20 protein-coding genes and 1 tRNA gene are annotated in these 20,970 nt (G+C 71.0%); 11 read left to right on the top strand and 10 right to left on the bottom strand.

The genetic code is table 11. The features are described 5' to 3' along the window. Positions 1-10: 10 nt before the first annotated feature. From AB0B86_RS10020 to AB0B86_RS10040, 5 genes are all read right to left on the bottom strand, one after another. Positions 11-1,183 (bottom strand): ferritin-like domain-containing protein, encoded by a 1,173-nt coding sequence (locus tag AB0B86_RS10020; protein ID WP_357402322.1) that lies wholly within the window; start codon positions 1,181-1,183, stop codon positions 11-13. Further along, positions 1,180-2,019 carry a PhnD/SsuA/transferrin family substrate-binding protein gene (locus AB0B86_RS10025; protein ID WP_357402320.1) on the bottom strand — a complete coding sequence of 280 codons (840 nt, stop codon included), beginning with the start codon at positions 2,017-2,019 and terminating at the stop codon, positions 1,180-1,182. Before AB0B86_RS10025 ends, AB0B86_RS10020 begins: the two co-directional genes overlap by 4 nt. After that, the gene (locus tag AB0B86_RS10030; RefSeq protein ID WP_357402318.1) at positions 2,016-3,146 is read right to left on the bottom strand and encodes an acyl-CoA dehydrogenase family protein; all 1,131 of its coding nucleotides are present in this window, start codon (positions 3,144-3,146) and stop codon (positions 2,016-2,018) included. Before AB0B86_RS10030 ends, AB0B86_RS10025 begins: the two co-directional genes overlap by 4 nt. Before the next feature lie 81 nt (positions 3,147-3,227). Continuing rightward, positions 3,228-3,323, bottom strand: a tRNA-Sec gene (locus AB0B86_RS10035). A 13-nt stretch (positions 3,324-3,336) separates the two neighbouring features. Continuing rightward, positions 3,337-3,759, bottom strand: coding sequence for a MerR family transcriptional regulator (locus tag AB0B86_RS10040; RefSeq protein WP_357417302.1), 423 nt, complete (start codon positions 3,757-3,759; stop codon positions 3,337-3,339). 186 nt (positions 3,760-3,945) lie between these two features. Here AB0B86_RS10040 and AB0B86_RS10045 point away from each other — a divergent pair, with 186 nt between their 5' ends. From AB0B86_RS10045 to AB0B86_RS10080, 8 genes are all read left to right on the top strand, one after another. Then, positions 3,946-4,407, top strand: coding sequence for a hypothetical protein (locus AB0B86_RS10045; protein ID WP_357402314.1), 462 nt, complete (start codon positions 3,946-3,948; stop codon positions 4,405-4,407). A gap of 259 nt (positions 4,408-4,666) precedes the next feature. Beyond that, positions 4,667-5,713, top strand: coding sequence for an NAD(P)-binding domain-containing protein (locus AB0B86_RS10050; RefSeq protein ID WP_357402312.1), 1,047 nt, complete (start codon positions 4,667-4,669; stop codon positions 5,711-5,713). Between the two features lie 5 nt (positions 5,714-5,718). Beyond that, the gene (locus AB0B86_RS10055) at positions 5,719-6,024 is read left to right on the top strand and encodes a hypothetical protein (RefSeq protein ID WP_357402311.1); all 306 of its coding nucleotides are present in this window, start codon (positions 5,719-5,721) and stop codon (positions 6,022-6,024) included. Next, a complete protein-coding gene (locus AB0B86_RS10060) occupies positions 6,024-7,274 on the top strand; it encodes a cysteine desulfurase (protein WP_357402309.1) in 1,251 nt (416 codons plus the stop codon). The genes AB0B86_RS10055 and AB0B86_RS10060 overlap by 1 nt, the downstream gene beginning before the upstream one ends. After that, entirely contained in the window at positions 7,271-8,236 is a 966-nt protein-coding gene (locus AB0B86_RS10065) for an ATP-binding cassette domain-containing protein (protein ID WP_357402307.1), read from the top strand. Before AB0B86_RS10060 ends, AB0B86_RS10065 begins: the two co-directional genes overlap by 4 nt. After that, on the top strand, positions 8,229-8,996 hold the full coding sequence (locus tag AB0B86_RS10070) for an ABC transporter permease (protein WP_357402305.1): 768 nt from the start codon (positions 8,229-8,231) through the stop codon (positions 8,994-8,996). Before AB0B86_RS10065 ends, AB0B86_RS10070 begins: the two co-directional genes overlap by 8 nt. 5 nt (positions 8,997-9,001) lie before the next feature. Then, positions 9,002-9,751, top strand: coding sequence for an ABC transporter permease (locus AB0B86_RS10075; RefSeq protein ID WP_357402303.1), 750 nt, complete (start codon positions 9,002-9,004; stop codon positions 9,749-9,751). Positions 9,752-9,824: 73 nt separating this feature from the next. Beyond that, positions 9,825-11,174 (top strand): APC family permease, encoded by a 1,350-nt coding sequence (locus AB0B86_RS10080; RefSeq protein ID WP_357402301.1) that lies wholly within the window; start codon positions 9,825-9,827, stop codon positions 11,172-11,174. On the opposite strand, the gene AB0B86_RS10085 is transcribed toward AB0B86_RS10080, so the two are convergent. Next, positions 11,110-11,448 carry a hypothetical protein gene (locus tag AB0B86_RS10085; RefSeq protein WP_357402299.1) on the bottom strand — a complete coding sequence of 113 codons (339 nt, stop codon included), beginning with the start codon at positions 11,446-11,448 and terminating at the stop codon, positions 11,110-11,112. The two genes, AB0B86_RS10080 and AB0B86_RS10085, sit on opposite strands and share 65 nt — an antisense overlap. Positions 11,449-11,501: 53 nt before the next feature. Between AB0B86_RS10085 and AB0B86_RS10090 the strand changes: the two genes are divergently transcribed. Then, entirely contained in the window at positions 11,502-12,791 is a 1,290-nt protein-coding gene (locus tag AB0B86_RS10090; RefSeq protein WP_357417602.1) for a cytochrome P450, read from the top strand. Here the strand turns inward: AB0B86_RS10090 and AB0B86_RS10095 are convergent. Together AB0B86_RS10095 and selB are read right to left on the bottom strand one after the other, a co-directional pair. Continuing rightward, positions 12,779-13,999, bottom strand: a complete 1,221-nt coding sequence (locus tag AB0B86_RS10095; protein ID WP_357417307.1) for a beta-ketoacyl-[acyl-carrier-protein] synthase family protein — start codon at positions 13,997-13,999, stop codon at positions 12,779-12,781. The genes AB0B86_RS10090 and AB0B86_RS10095 overlap by 13 nt on opposite strands. Then, positions 13,996-15,771, bottom strand: coding sequence for a selenocysteine-specific translation elongation factor (gene selB / locus AB0B86_RS10100; RefSeq protein WP_357402413.1), 1,776 nt, complete (start codon positions 15,769-15,771; stop codon positions 13,996-13,998). The genes AB0B86_RS10095 and selB overlap by 4 nt, the downstream gene beginning before the upstream one ends. Positions 15,772-16,040: 269 nt before the next feature. Between selB and selA the strand changes: the two genes are divergently transcribed. Further along, entirely contained in the window at positions 16,041-17,336 is a 1,296-nt protein-coding gene (gene selA / locus AB0B86_RS10105; protein WP_357417309.1) for an L-seryl-tRNA(Sec) selenium transferase, read from the top strand. A gap of 34 nt (positions 17,337-17,370) precedes the next feature. Further along, complete coding sequence (locus AB0B86_RS10110; protein WP_357417312.1) at positions 17,371-17,847, top strand: NUDIX domain-containing protein; 477 nt, start codon at positions 17,371-17,373, stop codon at positions 17,845-17,847. A 185-nt stretch (positions 17,848-18,032) separates the two neighbouring features. On the opposite strand, the gene AB0B86_RS10115 is transcribed toward AB0B86_RS10110, so the two are convergent. Together AB0B86_RS10115 and AB0B86_RS10120 are read right to left on the bottom strand one after the other, a co-directional pair. Then, positions 18,033-19,286, bottom strand: a complete 1,254-nt coding sequence (locus AB0B86_RS10115; RefSeq protein ID WP_357417314.1) for an iron-containing alcohol dehydrogenase — start codon at positions 19,284-19,286, stop codon at positions 18,033-18,035. Between the two features lie 139 nt (positions 19,287-19,425). After that, a complete protein-coding gene (locus tag AB0B86_RS10120) occupies positions 19,426-20,886 on the bottom strand; it encodes an NAD-dependent succinate-semialdehyde dehydrogenase (RefSeq protein WP_357417317.1) in 1,461 nt (486 codons plus the stop codon). Positions 20,887-20,970 lie beyond the last annotated feature (84 nt).

Genomic DNA, 20,970 nt, shown 5'->3' on the forward strand with positions numbered 1-20,970 from the left:
CGGGCCTGTCTCACATGAAGTTGCGGGTGTGCAGGGCGGAGAGTTCGGCCGCCTCGTCGTCGGGGAAACCCAGGCGGGTCAGGTGCCGGCGGCGGGTTTCGTCCATGTCGGCCTGCAGCTTCAGCACGGCCCGGTGCCCGCGGGTCAGCGCCTCCGGGGACCAGTCGCCGGCGGCCAGCAGCAGCAGAGCATCGAAGACGTCCTGGTTCAGTCCGGCGGTGTCGAGGAGTACGTCGTGGCGCCGTTCGATGGCATCGCGCAGCCGGCCCAGCATCGTGCGGTCCGTCGCCGACTGGTGTTCCAGGTGCGCCACGCCGAACGCGACGTGCCGCGCCTCGTCCACCCGGGCCAGCCTGGTCACCGAGCGGGTAAGTGGGTCGGGGGCGTGACGGTCGAGAAAGGCGAGCAGGCTCAGGAAGCTGCCCTCACCAAGGACGGAGAGCAGGAACGAGGCCAGTGTGAAGTCGGGCTCGGCCAGCAGCGACGCCAGGGAGGCCCGGCCGCCGGCCGACGAGGTGCCCATCTGGCCGCCGCTGTGCAGCGCCCGGCGGGTGAAGACCTCCACGTGGCGGGCCTCGTCCGCAGCCTGCACGGCGAGCAGGCCGACCACCTCGCGGAAGTGCGGATGGATCCGGGTCAGCAGGCGGGCCGGGATGACCAGGGCGGCCTGCTCGTTCTCGACCAGGTAGGTCATCACCTGGACGACGGCCGCCTCGACGTCCGCGGGCAGTGTGAACGCGGTGTCCCAGGGGACCGCCGTCGCCGGGTCCCATTGCGCGGCGGCGGCGTGCGCGTAGAGGCGCGGGGCCAGGTCGGCCCAGACGATGTCGCGGTCGGCCAGGTCGTACACCGGCTCGGGACCGCCGGCTTCGAGCCGCGCGCCGCGTGCGGCAAGCCCCCAATGGGCCGGGGGCCGGCGGACCACAGCGCCCGGCTCACCGGCCCGCTCGGCCCGCGCCCAGCGGTCCGCGTCCTGCCGCCCCTTCGTGACCTCGACGGCACCGGCGGCGGCCGGGGTGGTGCCGTGCCCGGCCGAACGGCACCAGGCACGCAGGTGCAGTGCCAGGAACGGGTCACGGCCGGTGACTGTCACCCGACTTCCCGGGGGGAGACCGGCCAGGGCCTTCTGCAGCAGCAGGCGCCCACCGGTGTCGAACGGTAGGCCGGCCAGGTCGAGTCTCACGGCCGGTATTCCGCTGCGGTCACCCGTCCCTCGGCGTCGTAGAAACCGGACTCGGTCACGGCGGACTCCAGCAGCGCGTACCCGCTGGTGCGGCCGTCTTCCCAGGAGGTGAGGCCCTCCATGTCGAGCAGCGGCCGAACGGCCGGGTCGTCGTACGACATCGCCCGCAGCAGCGTCGCGAACCGCTCCGCGTCACCGGTCACCGTCATGTTGCAGTGGTCGAACAGGTCGGTGGTGGTGAGCAGCCGGGTGCTGCCGGGCGGCAGCACGCCCTCTTTGGTGAACAGCAGGTGGTTGGCGTCGAGCACGCAGGCGGCGTCGACCTCGCCGGCCATCAGGGCGCGGGCGGCGTCGCGTTCGCCACCCACGTGGTCGCCGTGCAGGCCGACGCCGATGTCGAAGCGGCGGACCGTGAAGTCGGTGCCGGCCGACAGGCCCTGACGGCGCAGGTGTTCCAACGGCAGCAGGGTGGCCTGCGGCGAGTCGACGGCACCGGTGGCGACAGTGCGGCCGCGCAGGTCGGCGACCGAGGTGATGCCGGCGTCGGCCCGGACGACCACGGCGCTGGCCAGGTCGCGGTCGGTGTCGCGCATGACGAGCGCCGTCACCGACCGGCCCTGGGACCGGGCCAGCCGGCTGGCCCTGACCCAGGCGAGCGGAGAGTTCCATGCGGCGTCGATCCGACCGGCGATCAGGTCCTCGACCTGGCGCTCGTAGTTCGAGTAGAGCACGTAGTCGAACGACAGGCCGGCGGACACGAACCAGGCGCGGAACCCGTTCCAGATCGAGACGACCTTGGGGTCGTACGCGACGGCGCCCATCAGGACGGTCGTCATGACGCGGCCTCGGCGAACAGGGGCAGGCCGAGGGAGGCGCGGCCGACGAAGTCGTACAGGGCGTCGGTGGTGGGCGCCATCACCCGGGCCGCCAGCGCGTCTCGGAAGTGGCGTTCGATGCCGAGCTCCTTGCGGAAGGCCGAACCGCCGGCGAGCCGCATCACCTCGCCCGCGACCGACACCGCCGTCTCGCCGGCGACCGCCTTGACCTGCAGCGCGCGCAGCGGGGCGGCGGGGCCGCCGGACGCGAGCTCGGCGAGGGTGGCGGTCAGGAACGCCCGGGTCACGTCGACCTGGGTGCGCACCTGGGCGAGGGACGCCCTCGGCACCGGTTGCTCGGCAAGCGTCTGCCCGAGGTGTTCGAGTCGGGCGTGGGTGAGGTGGTCGGTGGCCAGCCCTGTCAGGGTTTCCATGATCCCCAGCGAGAACGCGGCGCTCAGCACTGTGAACACCGGCAGCACTTCACTCAGGGCCAGGTCGAGCCCGGCGCCGTCCGCGCCGAGCCCGGCGTCGACCGGGATGAGGGCGTCCGTCGCGGTGATCGGGCGGGAGGCGTTGCCGCGCAGGCCGACGCCGTCGAACGGGCCGGCCACCACGAGGCCGGCGGTCCGTGCCGGCACCAGCCACAGCGTCATGCCGTCGCCGGTCAACGGCAGGCTGGACCAGACGTAGCTGTCGGCCTCGCCGGCCGAGGTGACCCAGCTCTTGCGGGCGTTGAGGGTGACCTTGTCGCCGGTGGCGGTGGCTGTGGAAAGGGGCGCCCAGAAGTGGCTCCGCGAGCCGTGCTCCGAGAACGCCAGCGTGGTGAGGTGCCGTCCGGCGGCGATCTCCCGGCGGACGTCCGGCGGCCCGTGCCGTTCGATGGTGGCGGTCGCGGCGTAGTGCATCAGGACGACCATCGCTGTCGATCCGCACACCCCGGCGATGGTCTCCACCACCTCGGCCGCCGCGTCCAGGCCGAGGCCGGCGCCGCCGACCTCCGGCGCGCTGGTCAACCCGAGCAGGCCCGCCTCGCCGAGCGCGGTGATGCCGGCGCGAGGATAGGCCCCATCCCTGTCCACAGTGGCCGCCTGCGGCCGAATGACGTTATCCAGAACGGTCTGCAGTGCGTCATGGAATCCCGTCATGCGTCCCCCCGGTGTGCCGCAAGTCGGACGCGACCGAGCATAACTCAAGCGGACTCGATCGAACCATGTCGTTTGGTCGATTGGCGGAGGTGGACGGGAATCGAACCCGCCGGACGGGCACTACCCGTCCCACCCGCTTTGAAGGCGGGGAGGCCCACCAGGTACCTGAACACCTCCGCCGGGCAGCGTACTAGCTCGCGGCACCCGCGTGGTGACCCGCGGTGTGCAGGAGATCCCCCAGGCCGCATCGGCAGTCGGTCACGCTGCTGCAGCCCGCCCGCACCACCTCGAGCAGTTGCGAGCGGATCTCCTGCAGGTGGTGGATTCGTTGATCAATTTCGGCCAGCTTGCCTTCGAACTGCTCGGTCAGGCCGCGCGGCAGCGTACGGCGCGGTACGTCGATCAGCATCGGGATCTCGTCAAGCTTGAAGCCGAGTCGCTGGGCCAGTTTGATCTTGCGGACCCGGTCGACAGCGTCGCGTGGATAGAGCCGGTGGCCGCCATGACTGCGCGCCGGCGGGGTCAGCAGCCCGCGCCGCTCGTAGTAGCGCAGCGTCTGGATGTTGACGCCGGCCAGCCTCGCCAGTTCCCCGGTCCGAAGTGACTCTTGCATCTGTCCGTCCCCCGTTCGGTCGTCGACCGGGCCTGCACGGTCGTACGCGCCGCTATGGAGGCGAAGTGTAACGGCGTCGTCGCACAATGGGGTGTGTCGATGGATCGCGGGTTGCAAGCGGTACCTGGGTACGGGGTTACGGTCGACACGGCTTGGCGAACTGCCAGAAGAGATTGGAGGGATGCCATGACCGTCGACCGCACGATGGACGGCGAGTTACTGGTCAGCCCGGACGACATCGCGGATCGACGCGCTCTGCCCGAACCGGACCGGCAGGTGATGTTCCGCCTGGCCGGGTTGTGGGGCGTCTCAGACGTCGACGGCATGCAGATGCCGCTCAACAGTGCCGAGTCCATCAAATCCGGTCAGGTCTGCATCATGCTGGACCCGGACAGCGGCCCGGAGGCCAACCTCGGCGTCATGGACTACGAGCGCCACTACCTGCGCGTGCGCTACGGCGTGCAGATGGTGTTCCCGGAGCTCTACAACCTGATCACCGAGGGGCGGCACGACCCCGGCCTGCTCTCGCCGGTACGCGCCGTCGCCACTGACGACTGCGAGGTGCTGCCGGACTACTCCGGCTGGCGCGCGCTCGGCAAGCTCGACTTCCTGCCCGGCTCCTTATGGGCCGGCGCCAGCGGCGGTTGAGACGGCCGCATCGCCTCCAGTCTGGGGGACCAGCTCACCGGCCTTCGTGAGGGCCGTCCTGTCAACAGCCTCTACGAGAGCACCTTCCTGATCAATTGGCCGGCCCATCTGGGTGGCGGCCACAGTCACATCACGCTGCGCGGATCCATGGTTCTCATCCCCATGATGGGCACTAAATGATCTTGCGTGTCCTGCGATGGATGCCGGGCCGTTCGGGCCCGGCATTCTTCTCACCGCGCGCCGAACGAAGGACGCCCGCATGTACCTGAGCACCGCGCGGCCATGGTTCAGCTTCCTGGTGCACCCCCGCGACATCCGCGATCTCGACACGATCCGGGCGGCATCCCTACTGCGGCGCTACAGCGACACCGAGCAGGAGTACGTGGCCAAGGCCTGCACCCTGCCGCCGCTCGTCCTTGGCGACGTGCGGGTCCGGGGGGAGCAGGTGCTCGGCGAGGTGGTCTGTGCGGTGCGGATGCCCGAGCAGATGATGCTCGCCGAGGGCATGACAGCGGTAGTGGAATCGGCACTGCTCGCCGTGCAGCGGGGCACCGCCCTGATCGGGCTGGGTGCGCTCACCGCTCCGGCGATGGGCGGCGGCACCCGGCTGCTGCGCCACCTCCCGGCACAGGTCAAGGTGACAAACGGCAACGGCTACACGGCGGCGGTCACGCGGGACAACGTCCGCGAAGCGATCGACTATCTGGGGCTCGGCGGCCGGCCGCGGGTGGCGGTGGTGGGCAGCACCGGTTCGGTCGGCGGCGCGGCCTCCCGGCTGCTCGCCGAGGAGGACATCGACCTGGTCCTGCTGGGCCGCACCGAGCAGCGGGTCCGGCACCTGCTGGGTGACCTGGAGGGTCGGGCCACCCTCACCGCCGACCTGGACGTGGTGAAGACCGCGGACGTCGTGGTGACACTGACGCACGACCGCACCGCCGAACTCACCCCGGAACGACTCACGCCGGACACCGTGGTGATCGACGTGGCGGCACCGTACAACATCGCGCCGAGCCGCCGTCCCGAGTTCGCGCAGGCGGGCATCGCGGTCGTCAAGGGCGGCCTCGCCCACATTCCCGGCTTCCGTTGCGTCCACGACTTCGACCTGCCCGCGGCGGAGGACACGTTCGCCTGCCTGGCGGAGACCTACCTGATGGCGCGCGAAGGACTGTTCGAAAACTCGGTGGGCCGGCCCACCGCCGACTACGCCCGCCGGATGTCCGAGCTGGCCACCCGCTACGGCGTTCGCTCGCGGTCCATCGCCGGTGACATCGATCGCGCCATCGGCGCGGCTTCCAAGGAGATCTGATCGACATGCTTGACATCGCAGTGCTCGACTGCTGCGGGCCCGACGACAGCGCCGCCAGTCGCCAGTTCGTCGAGTTCCTCCGGCGCAAGGTCGGCGACCGCGCGCAGGTGCACTTCTACGACCCCGACCAGCCGTTCGGCCCCGAGCAGGTGCCGCTGCCACTGGCGGGCCGGCTGCGGGAGCAGGGCGCCAACACCGTGCCGATCCTGGCCATCGACGGCGACATGGTGGCTCAGGGTTCGCTGCCGGACTGGCTGGAATCGCTGGACATCATCAACAGCCGGCTTGCCGTACTGGAACGGGGAAACTGATGACGACGCTGCCCGTCGAGAAGATCCGGCAGGATTTCCCCACCCTCGCCGACGACGAGATCTACCTGGACAGCGTGGCCTCGTCGCTGACCCCGATACCTGTCGTCGAGGCGATGAACGACTACTACTTCCGGTATCGCGCGAACGTGCACCGTGGCAACTACGACGCCTCGCTGCGGGCCTCCGAGCAGTACGAAGCCGCGCTGCGTACGGTGGCAGCCTTCATCAACGCCTCGTACGAGGAGATCATCTTCACCACCAACACCACCATGTCGCTGAACATGGTCGCGTTGGCGCTGCAGTTGAACCCCGGCGACGAGATAGTGCTCTCCACCCTGGAGCACACCTCGAACATGGGACCGTGGTACCGGCTCGCCCAGCTCAACGGCGTCCGCCTGCGCTGGTACAACCCCGGGGCCGAGGGCGTCTTCGACCTCGACGAGTTCGCCACGCTGCTCAACGAACGCACCCGGGTGGTGGCCCTGACCTGGGTCTCCAACGTCCTGGGCACTGTCGTCCCGGTGCACGAGGTGTCCCGGCTGTGCCGCGAGCGGGGCATCCTCTACGTCGTCGACGCCGCCCAGGCCGTACCCCACCTGGCAGTGGACGTCCGCGCCGTGGACTGCGACTTCCTCGCGTTCTCCGGGCACAAGATGCTCGGGCCCACCGGGGTGGGCGTGCTGTACATGAAGAAGGAGCACGCCGAGCGGCTGATGCCACCGATCCTCGGCGGCGGCACCGTGGACACCTCCGCCGAGTGCACCTGCGAGACGCTCGAAAGCTGCGTGATCGACGACTCCCGGTTCAGCCCGCTACCGGACAAGTGGCAGGCGGGCACACCGCCGATCGCCGAGGCCATCGGGCTGGCCGCTGCCATGGACTACCTGGGGAAGATCGGCTTCCCCGCCGTCGAGGCGCACGACCGGGCGCTTGTCGGGCGGGCGCTGGCGGGCCTGACCTCTATCAAGGGCGTCAAGGTCTTCGGCTCGCACCGCGTCGAGGACACGTCAAGCATCCTCTCCTTCAACATCCAGGGGGTGCCGCCGGAGGAGGTCGGGCGGCTGTTGAACGGCCGCTACAAGGTCGCCGTCCGGGCCGGGAGCCACTGTGCCCTCTCGTACTTCCGCGGTGTCTCGCTGAGCGAGGGCACCAAGGGCAACGTGCGCGCCGGCTTCTACCTCTACAACACCCTGGACGAGGTGGACCGCTTCGTCGCGGCCGTCGACGAACTGGCCACGGTGCTGCGATGATCCGTGCGGAGAAGCTGGCCCGCGCCTACGGCGACACGCAGGCCGTGGCCGGGGTCGACCTCAGTGTGGACGGCGGGGAGATCTTCGCCTTCCTCGGGCCGAACGGGGCCGGCAAGACCACCACCGTCCGGATGCTCGTCACCCTGTTGCGGCCCACCGGCGGCAGCGCCTCGGTGGCCGGCTTCGACGTGGTCAAGCAGGCCGACCAGGTACGCCGGCGGATCGGTGTCACGCTGCAGGAGCTGTCGCTCGACCCGACCATGACCGCTGCCGACCTGCTCCGCCTGCACCTGGCCCTGCACGGCCTGACCAGGGACCGGGCCGCCGCGGCACGGGGCGCGGAACTGCTCGACGAGTTCGGCCTCGGCACTGTCGTCAAGAAGCCGGTGCTCGCCTATTCGATCGGCATGCGCCGCCGCCTCGACCTGGCCCTCGCGCTCGTGCACCGACCCCAGGTGCTGTTCCTCGACGAACCCACCACGGGTCTGGACCCGGCGAGCCGGCAGGCGATCTGGCAGCGGGTACGGCAGTTGCGGGCCGAAGGCGCGGCGGTCTTCCTCACCACCCAGTACATCGAGGAGGCCGACCAACTCGCTGACCGGGTGAGCATCATCGACAGTGGCGAGATCGTGGTGGAGGGGTCGCCCGAGCGGCTCAAGGCCACCGCCGGCAACAGCCGGCTGGAACTGGTCACCGAGGGCCCGCTGCCGGCGACCCTGGGCCAGTCGCTGGAGTCGCTCGCCCTGCTGCGGTCCACCGGCGACGGCACTGCCACAGTGGAGCTCGACAAGGACGAGGCCGACATCGCGGCGATCATCCGGGTCTTCGAACAGGCCGGCGTCACCGTACGCGGCATGCAGGTGCACCGGCCCAGCCTGGAGGACGTCTTCCTGGCGCACACCGGCCGGCAGTTGGAGGGCACGCACCAGCCGGCCGCCATGAAGGCGGTGACGCGTGGCTGACCTGGACGCGCTGCCCGCCCTGGCCCGCCGCTCGGCGCGGCAGACGCTCAGCCGGCCGCAGTTCCTGGCCCCGGTGCTGCTGCTGCCGACGATCTTCCTGGTGGCCTACTCCGGCGGCGCGGCCAGCCTGCGGCACCTGCCCGGTTTCCCGGCCGGCTACGGCATGTTCGACTACCAGATCGGCGGCGACATGCTGTTGTCCGCGGTGATGGCGGGCGTGATCGGGGGCATCGCGCAGATCGTCGACATCCAGGTCAGGTTCATCGACCGGCTGCTGCTCAGCCCGGTGCCACGCGGTCAGTTGCTGCTCGGCCGGCTGGCCGGCATCGGCCTGCTCGGCCTGCTCGGTGGCGTGGTGTTCAGCGTGATCGCGTTCGTCTTCGGCGCCCGGCCGGCGCGCGTCACCGACCTGCTGATCCTGTTCCTGTTGCAGGCGCTGACCGCCGTGGCGTGGGGCTCGATCACCACCGGGGTGGCGTTGCGGACCGGGAAACCGAGCACAGTGCAGACGCTGCTGCCGCTCAGCATCGTGCTCGTGATGTTCTCGTCGGCGTTCGTGCCGCGCCGCCTGCTCGACGACCCGCTCGACACGATCGCCCGGTTCAACCCGCTCACCTACGTGAGTGACGCCCTGCACGAACCGTGGATCGGCGGCGTGACAACCGCCACCACGGTGAAGGCGCTCGTCGCGCTGGCCGTCCTCGGCCTGATCGGTGCGGGGCTCTGTGCCGGTTCCCTGCGGCACCGGGTCGAGGGGTGACGGCCATGTCGGTGCTCGCCCTCACCCGCCGCGGCATGGCGGACCTGCGTACCTCGCCGGCCGGCGTCATTCCCGACCTGATCGCGCCGACCTTCCTGTTCCTGGCCGCGCTCGGCATCTTCGGCCGGCTCGCCGATCTCAACAACTTCAGCACCAACGACTTCACCTCGTTCGTCGTGCCGTTCGGCATGGTGCAGGCGGCCGGGTTGGTCGGCTCCGGTGCCGGAGTGAACTTCGGCCAGGACATCCGCACCGGGCTGTTCGACAGGTTGCTGCTCATGCCGGTACGCCGCGCGGCCCTGCTGATCTCGGCCGGCATCGCCGCCACTGTGCGCGCGGCCATCGCTGTGGTGTTCCTGCTGCTGCTCGGCCTCGCGCTCGGCGCCCGGCCGACCGGCCCGGGCAACCTGCTGCTGTCGGTCGGGCTGGCTGTCGCGTTCGGCGCGGTGGCCGCCGGGTGGGGCCTCTTCGTGGCGTTGCGGACCGGGACGTCCGCGGCGGCTCCCATCATGCAGGCGCCGATCATCCTCCTGCTGGTGCTGGGGCCGGCGTACGCGCCGCGCGAGCTTCTGGCTGGCTGGTTGCAGCCGATCGCGGCGGTCAACCCGGTCAGCCGCCTGTTGGAGGCGGCACGCGCGCCGTTCCTGCACGGCGCCACCTGGTCGAGCACCTGGCCCGGGCTGGTGTCGGTGGCCGCCATGTTGCTCGTCCTGTACGCGGCGGCGGCGTGGCTGTTGAGCCGTCACAACCGATGAAACGGGGGATTCGGTGTCCGCTCTTCTCGACAGCACCCGAACGGAGGAAAGCGGCGCAGGACTGAGGCGGACGGTGACGTGGCGGTCGGCGGCCCTGCTCGCGGTCGGCACCGCACTGCTGGTCACCGTCTCGCTCGGCCCGATGGCCGTGCAACTGGGAAACATGTCGGTGCTGGTCTGGGCCGGTACAGCGGTCATCGGCGCACTCCAGTGCGTGCTGATCACCAGGCTGGCGCACTGCTACCACGACCGGGCGGGCGGCACCGCGACGTACGCACACCTGGCGCTGGGCCGCGTCTCGCCGCTGCTGGGCGGGCTGTCCAGTTGGGCGTACTGGTTCGCCTGGACGCCGGGGATCGCTGTCAACCTGGTGCTGGCGGCCGGTTATCTGGGCGACGCCTTCCAGCTGGAAAGGTTCGAGGTGCCCCTGGCGTTCGGCTTCATCGCGGCGATCTACGTGGCCAACTACTTCTCGCTGTCGGTCACCACCCGGGTGTACGCGGTCGTCGGCGTGGTGGCCACGCTGCCGCTACTGGTGATCGTGGTGGGCGCGCTGCTGCAGCCCGAACTGCTCAGCGCCGACGGCCTGGTGCCGCTCTCGGTGCCCGGCGGCGAGGCGTTCTCCGGCGCCACGCTGTTGCTGATCGTGAAGTGGGCGTTCGTCGCGGCGTGGTCGTCCTACGGCGCGGAGATCGCCTCGACCATCGTGGCCGAGATGCGCGACGCCGCCTCGCGTACCGGCCGGGCGATGGCAACCGCCGCGATCACCGGCGTTGTCGCGTTCACCGGTGTGCCGATTCTGCTGTTGGCGCTGGGTGGCACGGAAAGCCTGACCGCGGACCCGGCGGTGGTCCTGCTGCAACCCGCCCGCAGCCTCTTCGGCGAGCCCGGCGCCCGGGTGGTGGCGGTGATGCTGGTGGCCGCGCTGCTGCTGGGCGCGCAGGCGTTCGTCGTCGGCTCGTCGCGGACCATCTACCAGATGTCCCGGGACGGCTATCTGCCGCCGGTGTTCGGCAAGGTCAACCGGTATGGCGTCCCGATCGGCTCGATGACCTGGGATTTCTTGGTGATCAGTGGGTTGCTGCTGGTCTTCCGGGGTGACGTGGTCGACGTCGTGGCCTCGGCGAACGTCGGCTACGTGCTGGTGTTCGTGCTGCTGCCGGTCTCGTTTCTGATCCTGAGCCGCCGCGACCGCCGGTTGCTGCGCGGGTCCAGATCCGCCTGGCCGATGACGGCGTTGGCCGGCGGCCTGACCGTGGTGAACGTGATCCTGCTCCTGCTGGGCGCGCCGCAGTGGGGTTTCCGCGTGATCGCGACCGCGGTGGTGGCACTGGCCCTGATCGTGCCGCTGATCTATTTCACCCGATGGCGGGATCGGCGTCCCACAGGAAGCGGAAGAACTCGTCAGCTTCTGGACCGGTGATGAGCAGCGTTGCCCGGTCGGCGTCGGCGGTGATGGCGAACGTGGCGAACGAGCAGCACCGGCGCTCACCCTCGATCAGTTCACGGAACTGTTCGAGACGCGTGCCACCGATCGCGTACGTCAATTCCAGTCGACCCGGTCCCGTTTCGTGGGAGACGAGATCACCGGCGAATGACCGCAACATTCGGAACCGTTCCGCTTTGCCCTCGGCCTCGAGCGAGCACGACGCGCCGCTGCTGGTGATGGGGACGAAGTGGAGGTTTTCGGCTGCCATGCGACGAACGGTACCACGATTGAAATCGACGAACAGAGGACGTTGACATGGTGATGCCGCCCGGCCCCCGTATTCCCGCGATGGTGCAGACGCTGCGTATGCAGTCGGATCCCCTGGGCTTTCTCGGTAGTGCGATGAAGCAATTCGGTGAGATTTTCTCGATAAAGGTGATGGCCGTCGGCGACGTCGTGGTGATCACCACGCCGGAGATGATGGAACAGGTTTTCACCGGTCCGGAGGATGTCGTTCAGGGCGGTGCCGGCCAGGAGATGATCGAACCGGCCGTCGGCCCACACTCGATCTTCCTGTCCGACGAGGAGGAGCACACCCGCAAGCGGCGGATCATGCTGCCGCCGTTCCACCGCCAGGCCGTGCGGCGGTACGCGCAGGAGATCGACCGGGTCGCCGAGCGGCACATCGCGAGCTGGCCGAAGAACGAGCCGCTCGACATGCGCTCGCGCGCCCAGGACATTGCCATGGAAGTGATCATTCGGATCATCTTCGGGATCAGGGACGACGTGCGTGTCGCCGCCATCCGCGACCGGCTCGTCGCGCTCCGCAAGCCCATGCACGCGGTGATCATGATGCCGGCGCTGCGGCGCGAGCTCGGCCCACTCAGCCCGTGGTCGGTCTACCGGCGTCGACGCGCCGCGGTCGACGAGATCATCTACTCCGAGATCGCGGCCTTCCGCGCGGAGCCCGACCCCGAGCGCGACGACTTCCTGGCCACCATGGTGCGGGCCCGGCACTCCGACGGTGCGGCGCTCACCGACGACGAGATCCGCGACCAGTTGATGAGCATGCTGTTCGCCGGGCAGGAGACCACCGCGCTGGGCATGGCCTGGGCGATCGACCTGATGGCCCACCACCCCGACGCCATGGCCAGGGCACGCGACGATCGCGACTACCTGTCCGCGGTGATCGACGAGACGCTGCGCCTGCGGCCGCCGCTGTTCCACGTGGCCCGGCGGATCAGCCGCCCGATGACAGTCGGCGGATACGAACTGAGCGCAGGCACCACAGTCATGGTGGCCATCCTGCTGGTGCACCGCCAGCCGGGCCTCTACCCGGCACCCGACGAGTTCCGGCCGGAGCGATTCCTCGGCGAGCGTCCGCCGCGCTTCGGGTACGTTCCGTTCGCCGCGGGCGCGCGTCGTTGCCTCGGGATGCACCTGGCGACGATGGAGCTGACCATCGTCCTGGAACGGCTGCTGCGCACCATGGAGGTCACCGCGGTGCGCGCGAAGCCCGACGACCCGCGGCTGTTCCACATCACCCTCGTGCCGCGTCACGGTGCCCAGGTACGGGTACGCCCCCGCATGCCGGCCGATCAGACCGTCTGAAAGACCAGGCTCACGTTGTGCCCGCCGTAGCCGAAGGCGTTCGACATGGCCGACGCCGACGCCGGCAACTCCCGCGCCGCGCCGCGTACCAGGTCGAGGTCGACCGCCTCGTCCGGATGTGCGAGGTTGACGATCGGCGGGGCGCTGCGCTGCCGCAGGGCGAGCACCGTGAAGACGGCCTCGACGGCTCCGGCCGCCCCGAGCAGGTGACCGGTCTGGCTCTTGGTGGCCGAGACCGCCACCCGGTCGGCGCCCGGGCCGAGGGCCGCCCGGACCGCCCGTGCCTCGGCGAGGTCACCGCCGGACGTGCCGGTGGCGTGCGCGTTCAGGTGAGCCAGGTCGGCCGGGCCCAGACCGGCGTCGCGCAACGCCGCCAGCATCGCGCGGGCGGCACCCCTACCGACCGGGTCGCCCTCGGTGATGTCGTACCCGTCGGAGGTGGTCGCCGCACCCGCCAGGACGGCGAGCGGCGTCGTCGCGTCCGCGGCGCGCTGCAACACGAGCATTCCGGCGCCCTCGGCCAGGACGAAACCGTCCCGGTCGGTGTCGTACGGTCGGCAGGCGCGCCGCGGTTCGTCGTTGCGCAGTGACAGCACGCCCAGCTGGGCGAACCCGGCCAACGTGACCGGGTGGACGGCGGCCTCGGTGCCGCCGCAGATCACCACGTCGGCGCGCCCGGCCCGGAGCAGGTCACGTCCGAGCGCCAGCGCCTCGGCGCCGGAGGCCCCGGCGCTCATCGGTGCCATGGCGCCACCGCTCGCCCCCAACTCCAGGGACACCCGGGCGGCGGCGCTGTTCGGCATGAGCATCGGGATGGTGTGCGGCGACACCCGCCGGGCACCCCGCTCCTTCTGCACGTGGTGCTGCTCGACGGTGGCCCGCAGCCCGCCCATCCCGGTGCCGATGACCACGACCAGCCGTTCCGGGTCGACGTCGGGCGACCCGGCCGACCGCCAGGCCTCGCGGGCGGCCACCACCGCAAGCTCGACGACCCGGCTCAGCCGGCGCCGGGCCACCGGATCGAAATGCTCCGCCAGGTCCACGTCGGCCGGTGCGGCGAGCCGGCTGGGTAACTCCCGGGCCCAGTCGTCCGCAAGCGCCACGACACCTGAGTGCCCGGCGCCGAGTCGCTGCCAGCAGGTGGCGGCGTCGGGGCCGAGCGGGGTGACCGCGCCCACGCCGGTCACCACGACTGTCGGGTCGGTCATGTGCTCTCCCTGCCCGGGCGGACCCGATGTTCGGTGGCGGTGACGCGCTCGGTCAAGCCGCGGTGTTCCAGCAGCTCCAGCAGCGGCACGAGGACCCGGCGAGTGGTGCCGAGGGCGACGCGGGCGGCGCTTGCGGTGAACGGCTGCGGCAGACTCGCCAGGCGGCGTACGGCCTCCCGGTCGGCCCCGGGCAGCAGGAAGATCCCCTCACAGACGCGCAGTAGTTGCCCCGCGCCGGCCGCCACGTCGAGCTGCCCCCGGTCGACGCCGAGCGCACTGATCCGGTCGGCGTCCGGTGCGTGGAACGGATCCCGGCCGAGGTCCTCGTGAATGTGCCGAACCGCGTCGCGCAACGGTTCCGGCAGGGTGGGCGCCACCCGGCTGCCGTACAGCTTGCCGGCGTGCTGCCGGAGCGGCGGCGCGACCAGCGCCCGTACCAGCTCGCGGGCGGGCAGGCCGATCGCCTGGCGGGCCGTCTCCAGCGGCATCCCGGGGTCGGCCGGATGCTCGTCGGCGTGGCGTTCCACGGCGGCCCGCAGCCGCTGCCCCGCCTGCGCCCACCACTGCGGGTCGGCCACCCAGTCGGCCACTGTGGGCTCCGGCAGCGCGGTGACCCCCATGGCGCGAAGCGTGGTACGGCGCACCAGGTGCCGGCGCCCCACCTCCTCGGCCGCGTCCGGCACACCACGGTAGTGGACCAGTTCGGCGGCTCGGTCCGCAGCGCCCCGCCGTCGCCCGAGCTGCGGCGGGAGCACGTCCAGCACGAGGAACCGGGCCACCAGCAGCTTCTGGCCGGGGTCGCGTAGCAGCGCGACGTCGCCGATCCGCAGCGGCAGTGGAAGGGCCAGTTGCAGGCGTACGTGGTCGTCGTCGAACGGGCGGACCCGCACCGGCACGGCCGCCGTGCCGACGTGCAGGATCAGTTCCCGTGGAAACTCGTTGGCGGCGAACCCGCCGCTGACCCGGCCGTCGATCACCCGGGCCGCCGGCCACCGGTCCGGGGTGACCAGGGCGTGACCGCGACGGACGGCGTCCCGGCCGATCCGCCGCAGATTCACCGCGACGCGGGCCACCCCGCCGATCTCGTCGCACCCCCGCTTCATCACCTCGATCCCACGGATCTGCACCCGGCCACCGGTCGGCACGAGCCGCATGTCGTCGCCGACGCGCAGCGTGCCGGCGGGCAGTGTCCCGGTCACCACGGTGCCGGCCCCGGCGATCGTGAACACCCTGTCGATCCAGAGCCGTACGTCGGCGGCCCGGTCCGGCGCCGGTAGCCGCGCGGTGAGCCGGTCCAGCGCGGCGCGCAGTTCGGGCAGGCCGGTGCCGTGGACGCTGTCCACGGCAACCGCCTCGACCTCCCCGACGCGGGAAGCGGCCAGGCGTTCCCGGGCCTGTGCCATCGCCGGGCCGGGGTCGGCCAGATCGGCCCGGGTCACCGCGAGCACCCCGTGCCGGACGCCGAGCAGGTCGAGCGCGGCCAGGTGCTCACTGGACTGGGTGCGCCAGCCTTCGTCGGCGGCGACCACGAACAGGACGGCGGGGACCGGACCGACGCCGGCGAGCATGTTGGTGGCGAACCGCTCGTGCCCCGGTACGTCGACGAACGCCAGGTGCGCGCCGGACGGCAGGGTGGTCCACGCGTACCCGAGGTCGATTGTCATGCCGCGCCGACGTTCCTCGGCCAGGCGGTCGGGCTCGGTGCCGGTCAGCGCGCGAACGAGCGTCGACTTGCCGTGGTCGACGTGCCCTGCCGTGGCAACCACGAACATCACTGCCGGCCTCCCTGCGGGCACGTCCGTCGATCTGACGGTAAGCCTGTAGGTCGGTACCGAATGCAAGGGTGATCCGCGATTTGCGCGAACGTCTCGATGTCCGCCGCGAGCGGTTCCCCGCCGGCCGGCCACCGAACTAGGCTTCATCGATTCCTGTCCACCTGTGCAGAGATCAACGGGGGATCGTCGATGGACCTGATCATTGAATCGATACGGCTGACCGGCGAGCCGGTTCGAGTCGACGGCGAGCACACAGTGGGGGTCAGGTGACCGGCGACCCGCGCCGGCGTATCCCTCGTACCGACACTCTGCTCGCCGACTCCCGGTTGTCCGAGGCGTCCCGATTGTTCGGCGCCGACATGGTGAAGCGGGCGGTTCGGGACGCGCAGCAGCTGGCCAGGGCCGGCCGGATCGAACCGGTCGACGTCCTGCCGGCGGCGCTCGCCGCGCTGCCGCAGGCACCCACCCGGCTGCGCCGGGTGATCAACGCGACAGGCGTGGTGCTGCATACCAACCTCGGCCGAGCGCCGCTGTCCGAGGCGGCCGTCGAGGCGATCACCGAGGCCGCCGGATACGTCGACATCGAGTACGACGTGACCACAGGCGCCCGGGCCCGCCGTGGCCGCAGCACCATGGAGGCCCTGCGGGCGGCCGTCCCCGGGGCTGGCGACGTGCACGTCGTCAACAACGGCGCGGCCGCCCTCGTGCTGGTCGCCACGGCGCTCGCGGCCGGCCGGGAGATCATCGTGGCTCGGTCGGAGATGGTGGAGATCGGCGACGGCTTCCGGCTGCACGAGCTGCTGGCCGCCACCGGTGCGGTGGTGCGCGAAGTCGGCGCCACCAACCGCGTGCACCTGCGCGACTACGCCGATGCGGTCACGCCGGACACCGGGTTCATCCTCAAGGTCCACCCGTCCAACTTCCGGATCGAGGGCTTCACCTCAAGCGTGGGCGTCGCCGCCCTGGCCGGCCTGCCCACCCCGGTGGTCGCCGACATCGGGTCCGGGCTGCTGCGTCCGGAACCCCTGATCCCCGGCGAGCCGGACGCGGCCACCTGGCTGCGCGAGGGTGCCACTGTCGTCACCGCCAGCGGTGACAAGCTGCTCGGCGGGCCGCAGGCCGGGCTTCTGCTCGGCGCCCATGACGTGATCGAGCGGCTGCGCCACCACCCGATCGCGCGGGCCCTGCGGGTCGACAAGCTGACGCTTGCCGCGTTGGAGGCCACTCTGCGCCGGCCGACCAACCCCACCGTCGCCGCGCTGCACGCCGACGGGTGGGAACTGCGCGAACGCGCCACCAAGCTGGCCGCCCGGCTCGCTCGACAGGGCATCGCCGCGACCGTCGTCCCCAGCGACGGAGTCGTCGGCGGTGGATCGGCGCCGGGTCTGCGACTGCCGGGCTGGGCCGTCCGGCTGCCGGCGGGGCTCGCCGGGGTGCTGCGCCAGTCACACCCCTGCGTGGTGGGCCGGGTCCGCGACGGATACCTCCTGCTCGACCTGCGCTGTGTCGGGTCCGCCGACGACGAGGCCCTCGCCGACGCGGTGGAGCGCGCATGTTCCTGACCCCGTGCGACCGAGTGACCCCCAGAGCCTCCCGATGAGGATCTCGCCGCTTGCGTTCAGACTGCTCTACCGCATCCGTAAGGCGTACTGGCGGATCGCGAAGCCGACCACCCACGGCGTGAAAGCGCTGATCATTCACCCGGCCGACTCCGACCGAGTGCTCCTCGTCCGGCACAGCTACGGCGACCGGTCCCTGTGGAGCCTGCCTGGGGGCGGATACCAGCCAACCCGGGAGACCCCGGAGCAAGCGGCTCGGCGTGAGTGCATCGAGGAACTGGGCCTTGAGGTGGAACCTGTCGCGCTCGTCCTGGAGGAGCACCTGACCACCAGCGGGGGCAAACAGGGCCACCTGAAGATCGTCCGCCTACACGCGATCTCGGGCGAGGTCTCTCCGAATGGGGAGATCGCCGAGGCCCGGTGGGCGGCCGTCGACCTCAGGGACCTACCTGGTGACCCGCCGATCTCCGCGTGGGTGCACTCGGCCCTGAAAGCGCACGCGCGGGCCCGGTAGCGCGGCGGGCGTGCAGCGGCTCGTCCGCCGGCTCCCCACCAGCGGTGCACGTGGTGGCGATGATCGCCATCGCCACCGGGTTCACCGTTTGTCGCGCCGACGCCCCGCGCGGCAACGGGCCGTGCTCGGCAAGCCGATGGTCGGTGCCCGGCCGCACGGGTGCGATGGCCCCGGGTGTCTCGTCGTCAGCCGGTGGGCCGGTCACCATCTCTGCTCGGTGTCAGGACGTGTCGGGCCCGGTCCCCGGTCCAGGCCGCTTCGAGGATCGCGGTCAGGCTCGCGGTGTCGGTCGGCCCTGGATGGTTCTGGATCAAGCGGGTGACGCCACTTGCCATCTCCGCGAAGCGCGGGAGGTCGGCGCGTGCCACGCCGATGTCCGCCAGGGTGGGAGGGATGCCGATGTCGGCAAGGAGTTCGTCGAGCCAGCTGAGGAACGTATCAGCGGCCTCGGTCTCCGAGGCGTCTGTCACGTCGAGCCCGCACACCCCGGCGAGGATGGCCAACCGGTCACCGATGGCATCCCTTGCCGCGTCCAGCGCGTAGGGCAGGAGCAGCCCGACGCCCAGGCCGTGCGGCGTGTGCGTGGCCGCGCCGATGGGGTACTGGAGAGCGTGCGGTGCGGCGTTGCCCGCGTGGGAGAACGCGAGCCCGGCAAGCATGGACCCGTAGGACATGTCCGCGCGCGCTTCCGTGTCGCCGCCGTCCCGGACCGCACGACGCAGGCTGCGGGCGATCCGCTCCGCGGCCAGCAGCGCGTAGTGGTCGGTGACCGGGTTGCGGCCGAGGAAGACCTGCTCCACCGGGTCGCGCGGTCCGTGGGCCCGAGGTCGCGCGGTGTAGCTCTCCACCGCGTGGCAGAACGCGTCGATGCCGGAGTGGGCGGTGACTGTCGCCGGGCAGGTGTAGGTGAGTTCGGGGTCGACGATGGCGAAGTCGGGCACGATGTGGACGCTGGAGACCCCCACCTTCAGTGCCCGGTCCGGGTCGGTCAACACCGAGACGGGGGTCAGTTCGGAGCCGGTGCCTGACGTCGTCGGGACCGCGACGAGCGGAATCGTCGGCCCCGGCACCTTCGACTCGCCGTAGAAGTCGCGCGGCGTCCCACCGTGGCGCCGGATGACGCCGACGATTTTGGCGAGGTCGATCACCGTGCCACCGCCGATGGCGAGGATCACGTCGGCGTCCACCTTGGCGGCGACCGCGACGGCCAGGGCGACATCGGTGAGTGGCACGTCGGGAGTCGCGTCGGCGAACACCTCGACGGCCGCGACCTTCTCCCGCACGGCGGCCACGATCTCGGCCACGCCCGGCTGCCCCAGAAGCACCCGGTCGGTCACGATGAGCACTCGCGAGCCACTTTCGGCCACCACTCGTGGGATGTTCTGCGCGACCCCTTCACCCACTATCAGCTGGCGTGGTCCACGGACGGTCTCAAGCATGTCAGTGCCTCTCCGGAAGGTCGGCGGCGATGTGCTGGGCGGGCGTCCAGGTCACCTGCGCGACCGGGGCGCCGTCGGCAGGGTTGGCCGCCCGGGTGGCGCGGGCGGGCTGCGCCGGGCGCCCGGCGCAGCCGGTCGGTCACGGCAGGTCGATCGCCGCGTAGGTGAGGTCGAGGTACTCGAGGATGCCCTCGTGCGACCCCTCCTTGCCGATCCCGGACTGCTTCACGCCGCCGAACGGCGCTGACGGATCCGATATCAGGCCACGGTTGATGCCGAGCATTCCCGTGTCCAACCCTTCGGCGAACCGGAGCGCCCGCTGGAGGTCACTGGTGAAGACGTATCCGACCAGGCCGTACTCGGTGTCGTTCGCCTTCGTCAGCACCTCGTCGTCGGAGGTGAACGAGATGATCGGGGCCACCGGGCCGAAGATCTCCGTCGCCAGCATCCGCGCATCGTCGGGCACGTCGACGAGGACCGTGGGCGGGTAGAAGTGGCCGGGCCCATCCGGACGTTCACCGCCCACCAGGACCCGGGCGCCGCGTTCGACCGCGTCGGCGACGAGTTCGTCGATCTTGGCGACCGAGGGCTCGTCGATCAGCGCCCCGACGTCCACCCCGTCGTCGAGACCATGGCCCACCGACAGCGCGCCCATCCGTTCGGCGAAGCGGGCGGTGAACTCCTCGCGCACCGACTCCTCGACGTAGATCCGGTTGGCCGCGATGCAGGATTCCCCGATGTTGCGCATCTTGGCCACCATGGCACCGTCGATCGCGACGTCCAGGTCAGCGTCGGCACACACGATCAAGGCGGCGTTGCCACCCAGCTCCATGGAGGTGCGCAGCACGTTGTCCGCAGCCTGCCGGAGCAGCACGCGCCCGACCTCGGTCGAGCCGGTGAACGAGAGCTTGCGGGTCCGACCGTCGGCCAGCAGCGCGGAGACCACGTCGCCGGAACGCTTGGTGGTCACCACGTTGACGACGCCCGGCGGAACGCCGACCTGCTCCATGATGCGGGCCAGGAACAGCATGGTGAGTGGCGTCTGACCGGCCGGCTTGGTGATCGTTGTGCAGCCCGCAGCCAGCGCGGGAGCTATCTTGCGGGCCCCCATGGCCAACGGGAAGTTCCAGGGCGTCACGAAGACGCATGGTCCGACCGGCTTCGGCACGGTGAGGATGCGATAGCCACCTAGCGGAGCGGTGCTGTAGCGGCCCTCGACGCGCACCGCCTCCTCGGCGAACCAGCGGAAGAACTCGGCGCCGTAGGCCACCTCGGCCCGAGCCTCGGCGAGCGGCTTGCCCATCTCGAGCGTTATCAGCCGGGCGACCTCCTCGGATCGCTCGGTCAGTGCCCGGTACGTCGCGGTCAACAACTCCGACCGCTTCCGCGGCGGGGTCGCCGCCCACCCCGCCATCGCCTTGCTCGCCGCGTCCAGAGCGGCGAGCCCGTCGACGACGTCGGCGTCCGCCACCTCGGCGATGGTCTTGCCGGTGGCCGGGTCCTCGACGGCAAAGGTGGCTCCGCTCGCGGCGTCGCGCCAGGCGTCGCCGATCCGGAGCCGCCGGTGCTCGGGGGCCAGGACGTCCGTCGGGTCACTCATAGCGTCACCTCCTGTGATCTTGTTGGTGCTGTCCGGCGGGCCACGGCCCTCGGCAGGCAGTGCTGACCGGTGACGGTCCGCCGA

The organism is Micromonospora sp. NPDC049047 (assembly GCF_040649135.1).
Taxonomy (GTDB): Bacteria; Actinomycetota; Actinomycetes; order Mycobacteriales; family Micromonosporaceae; genus Micromonospora.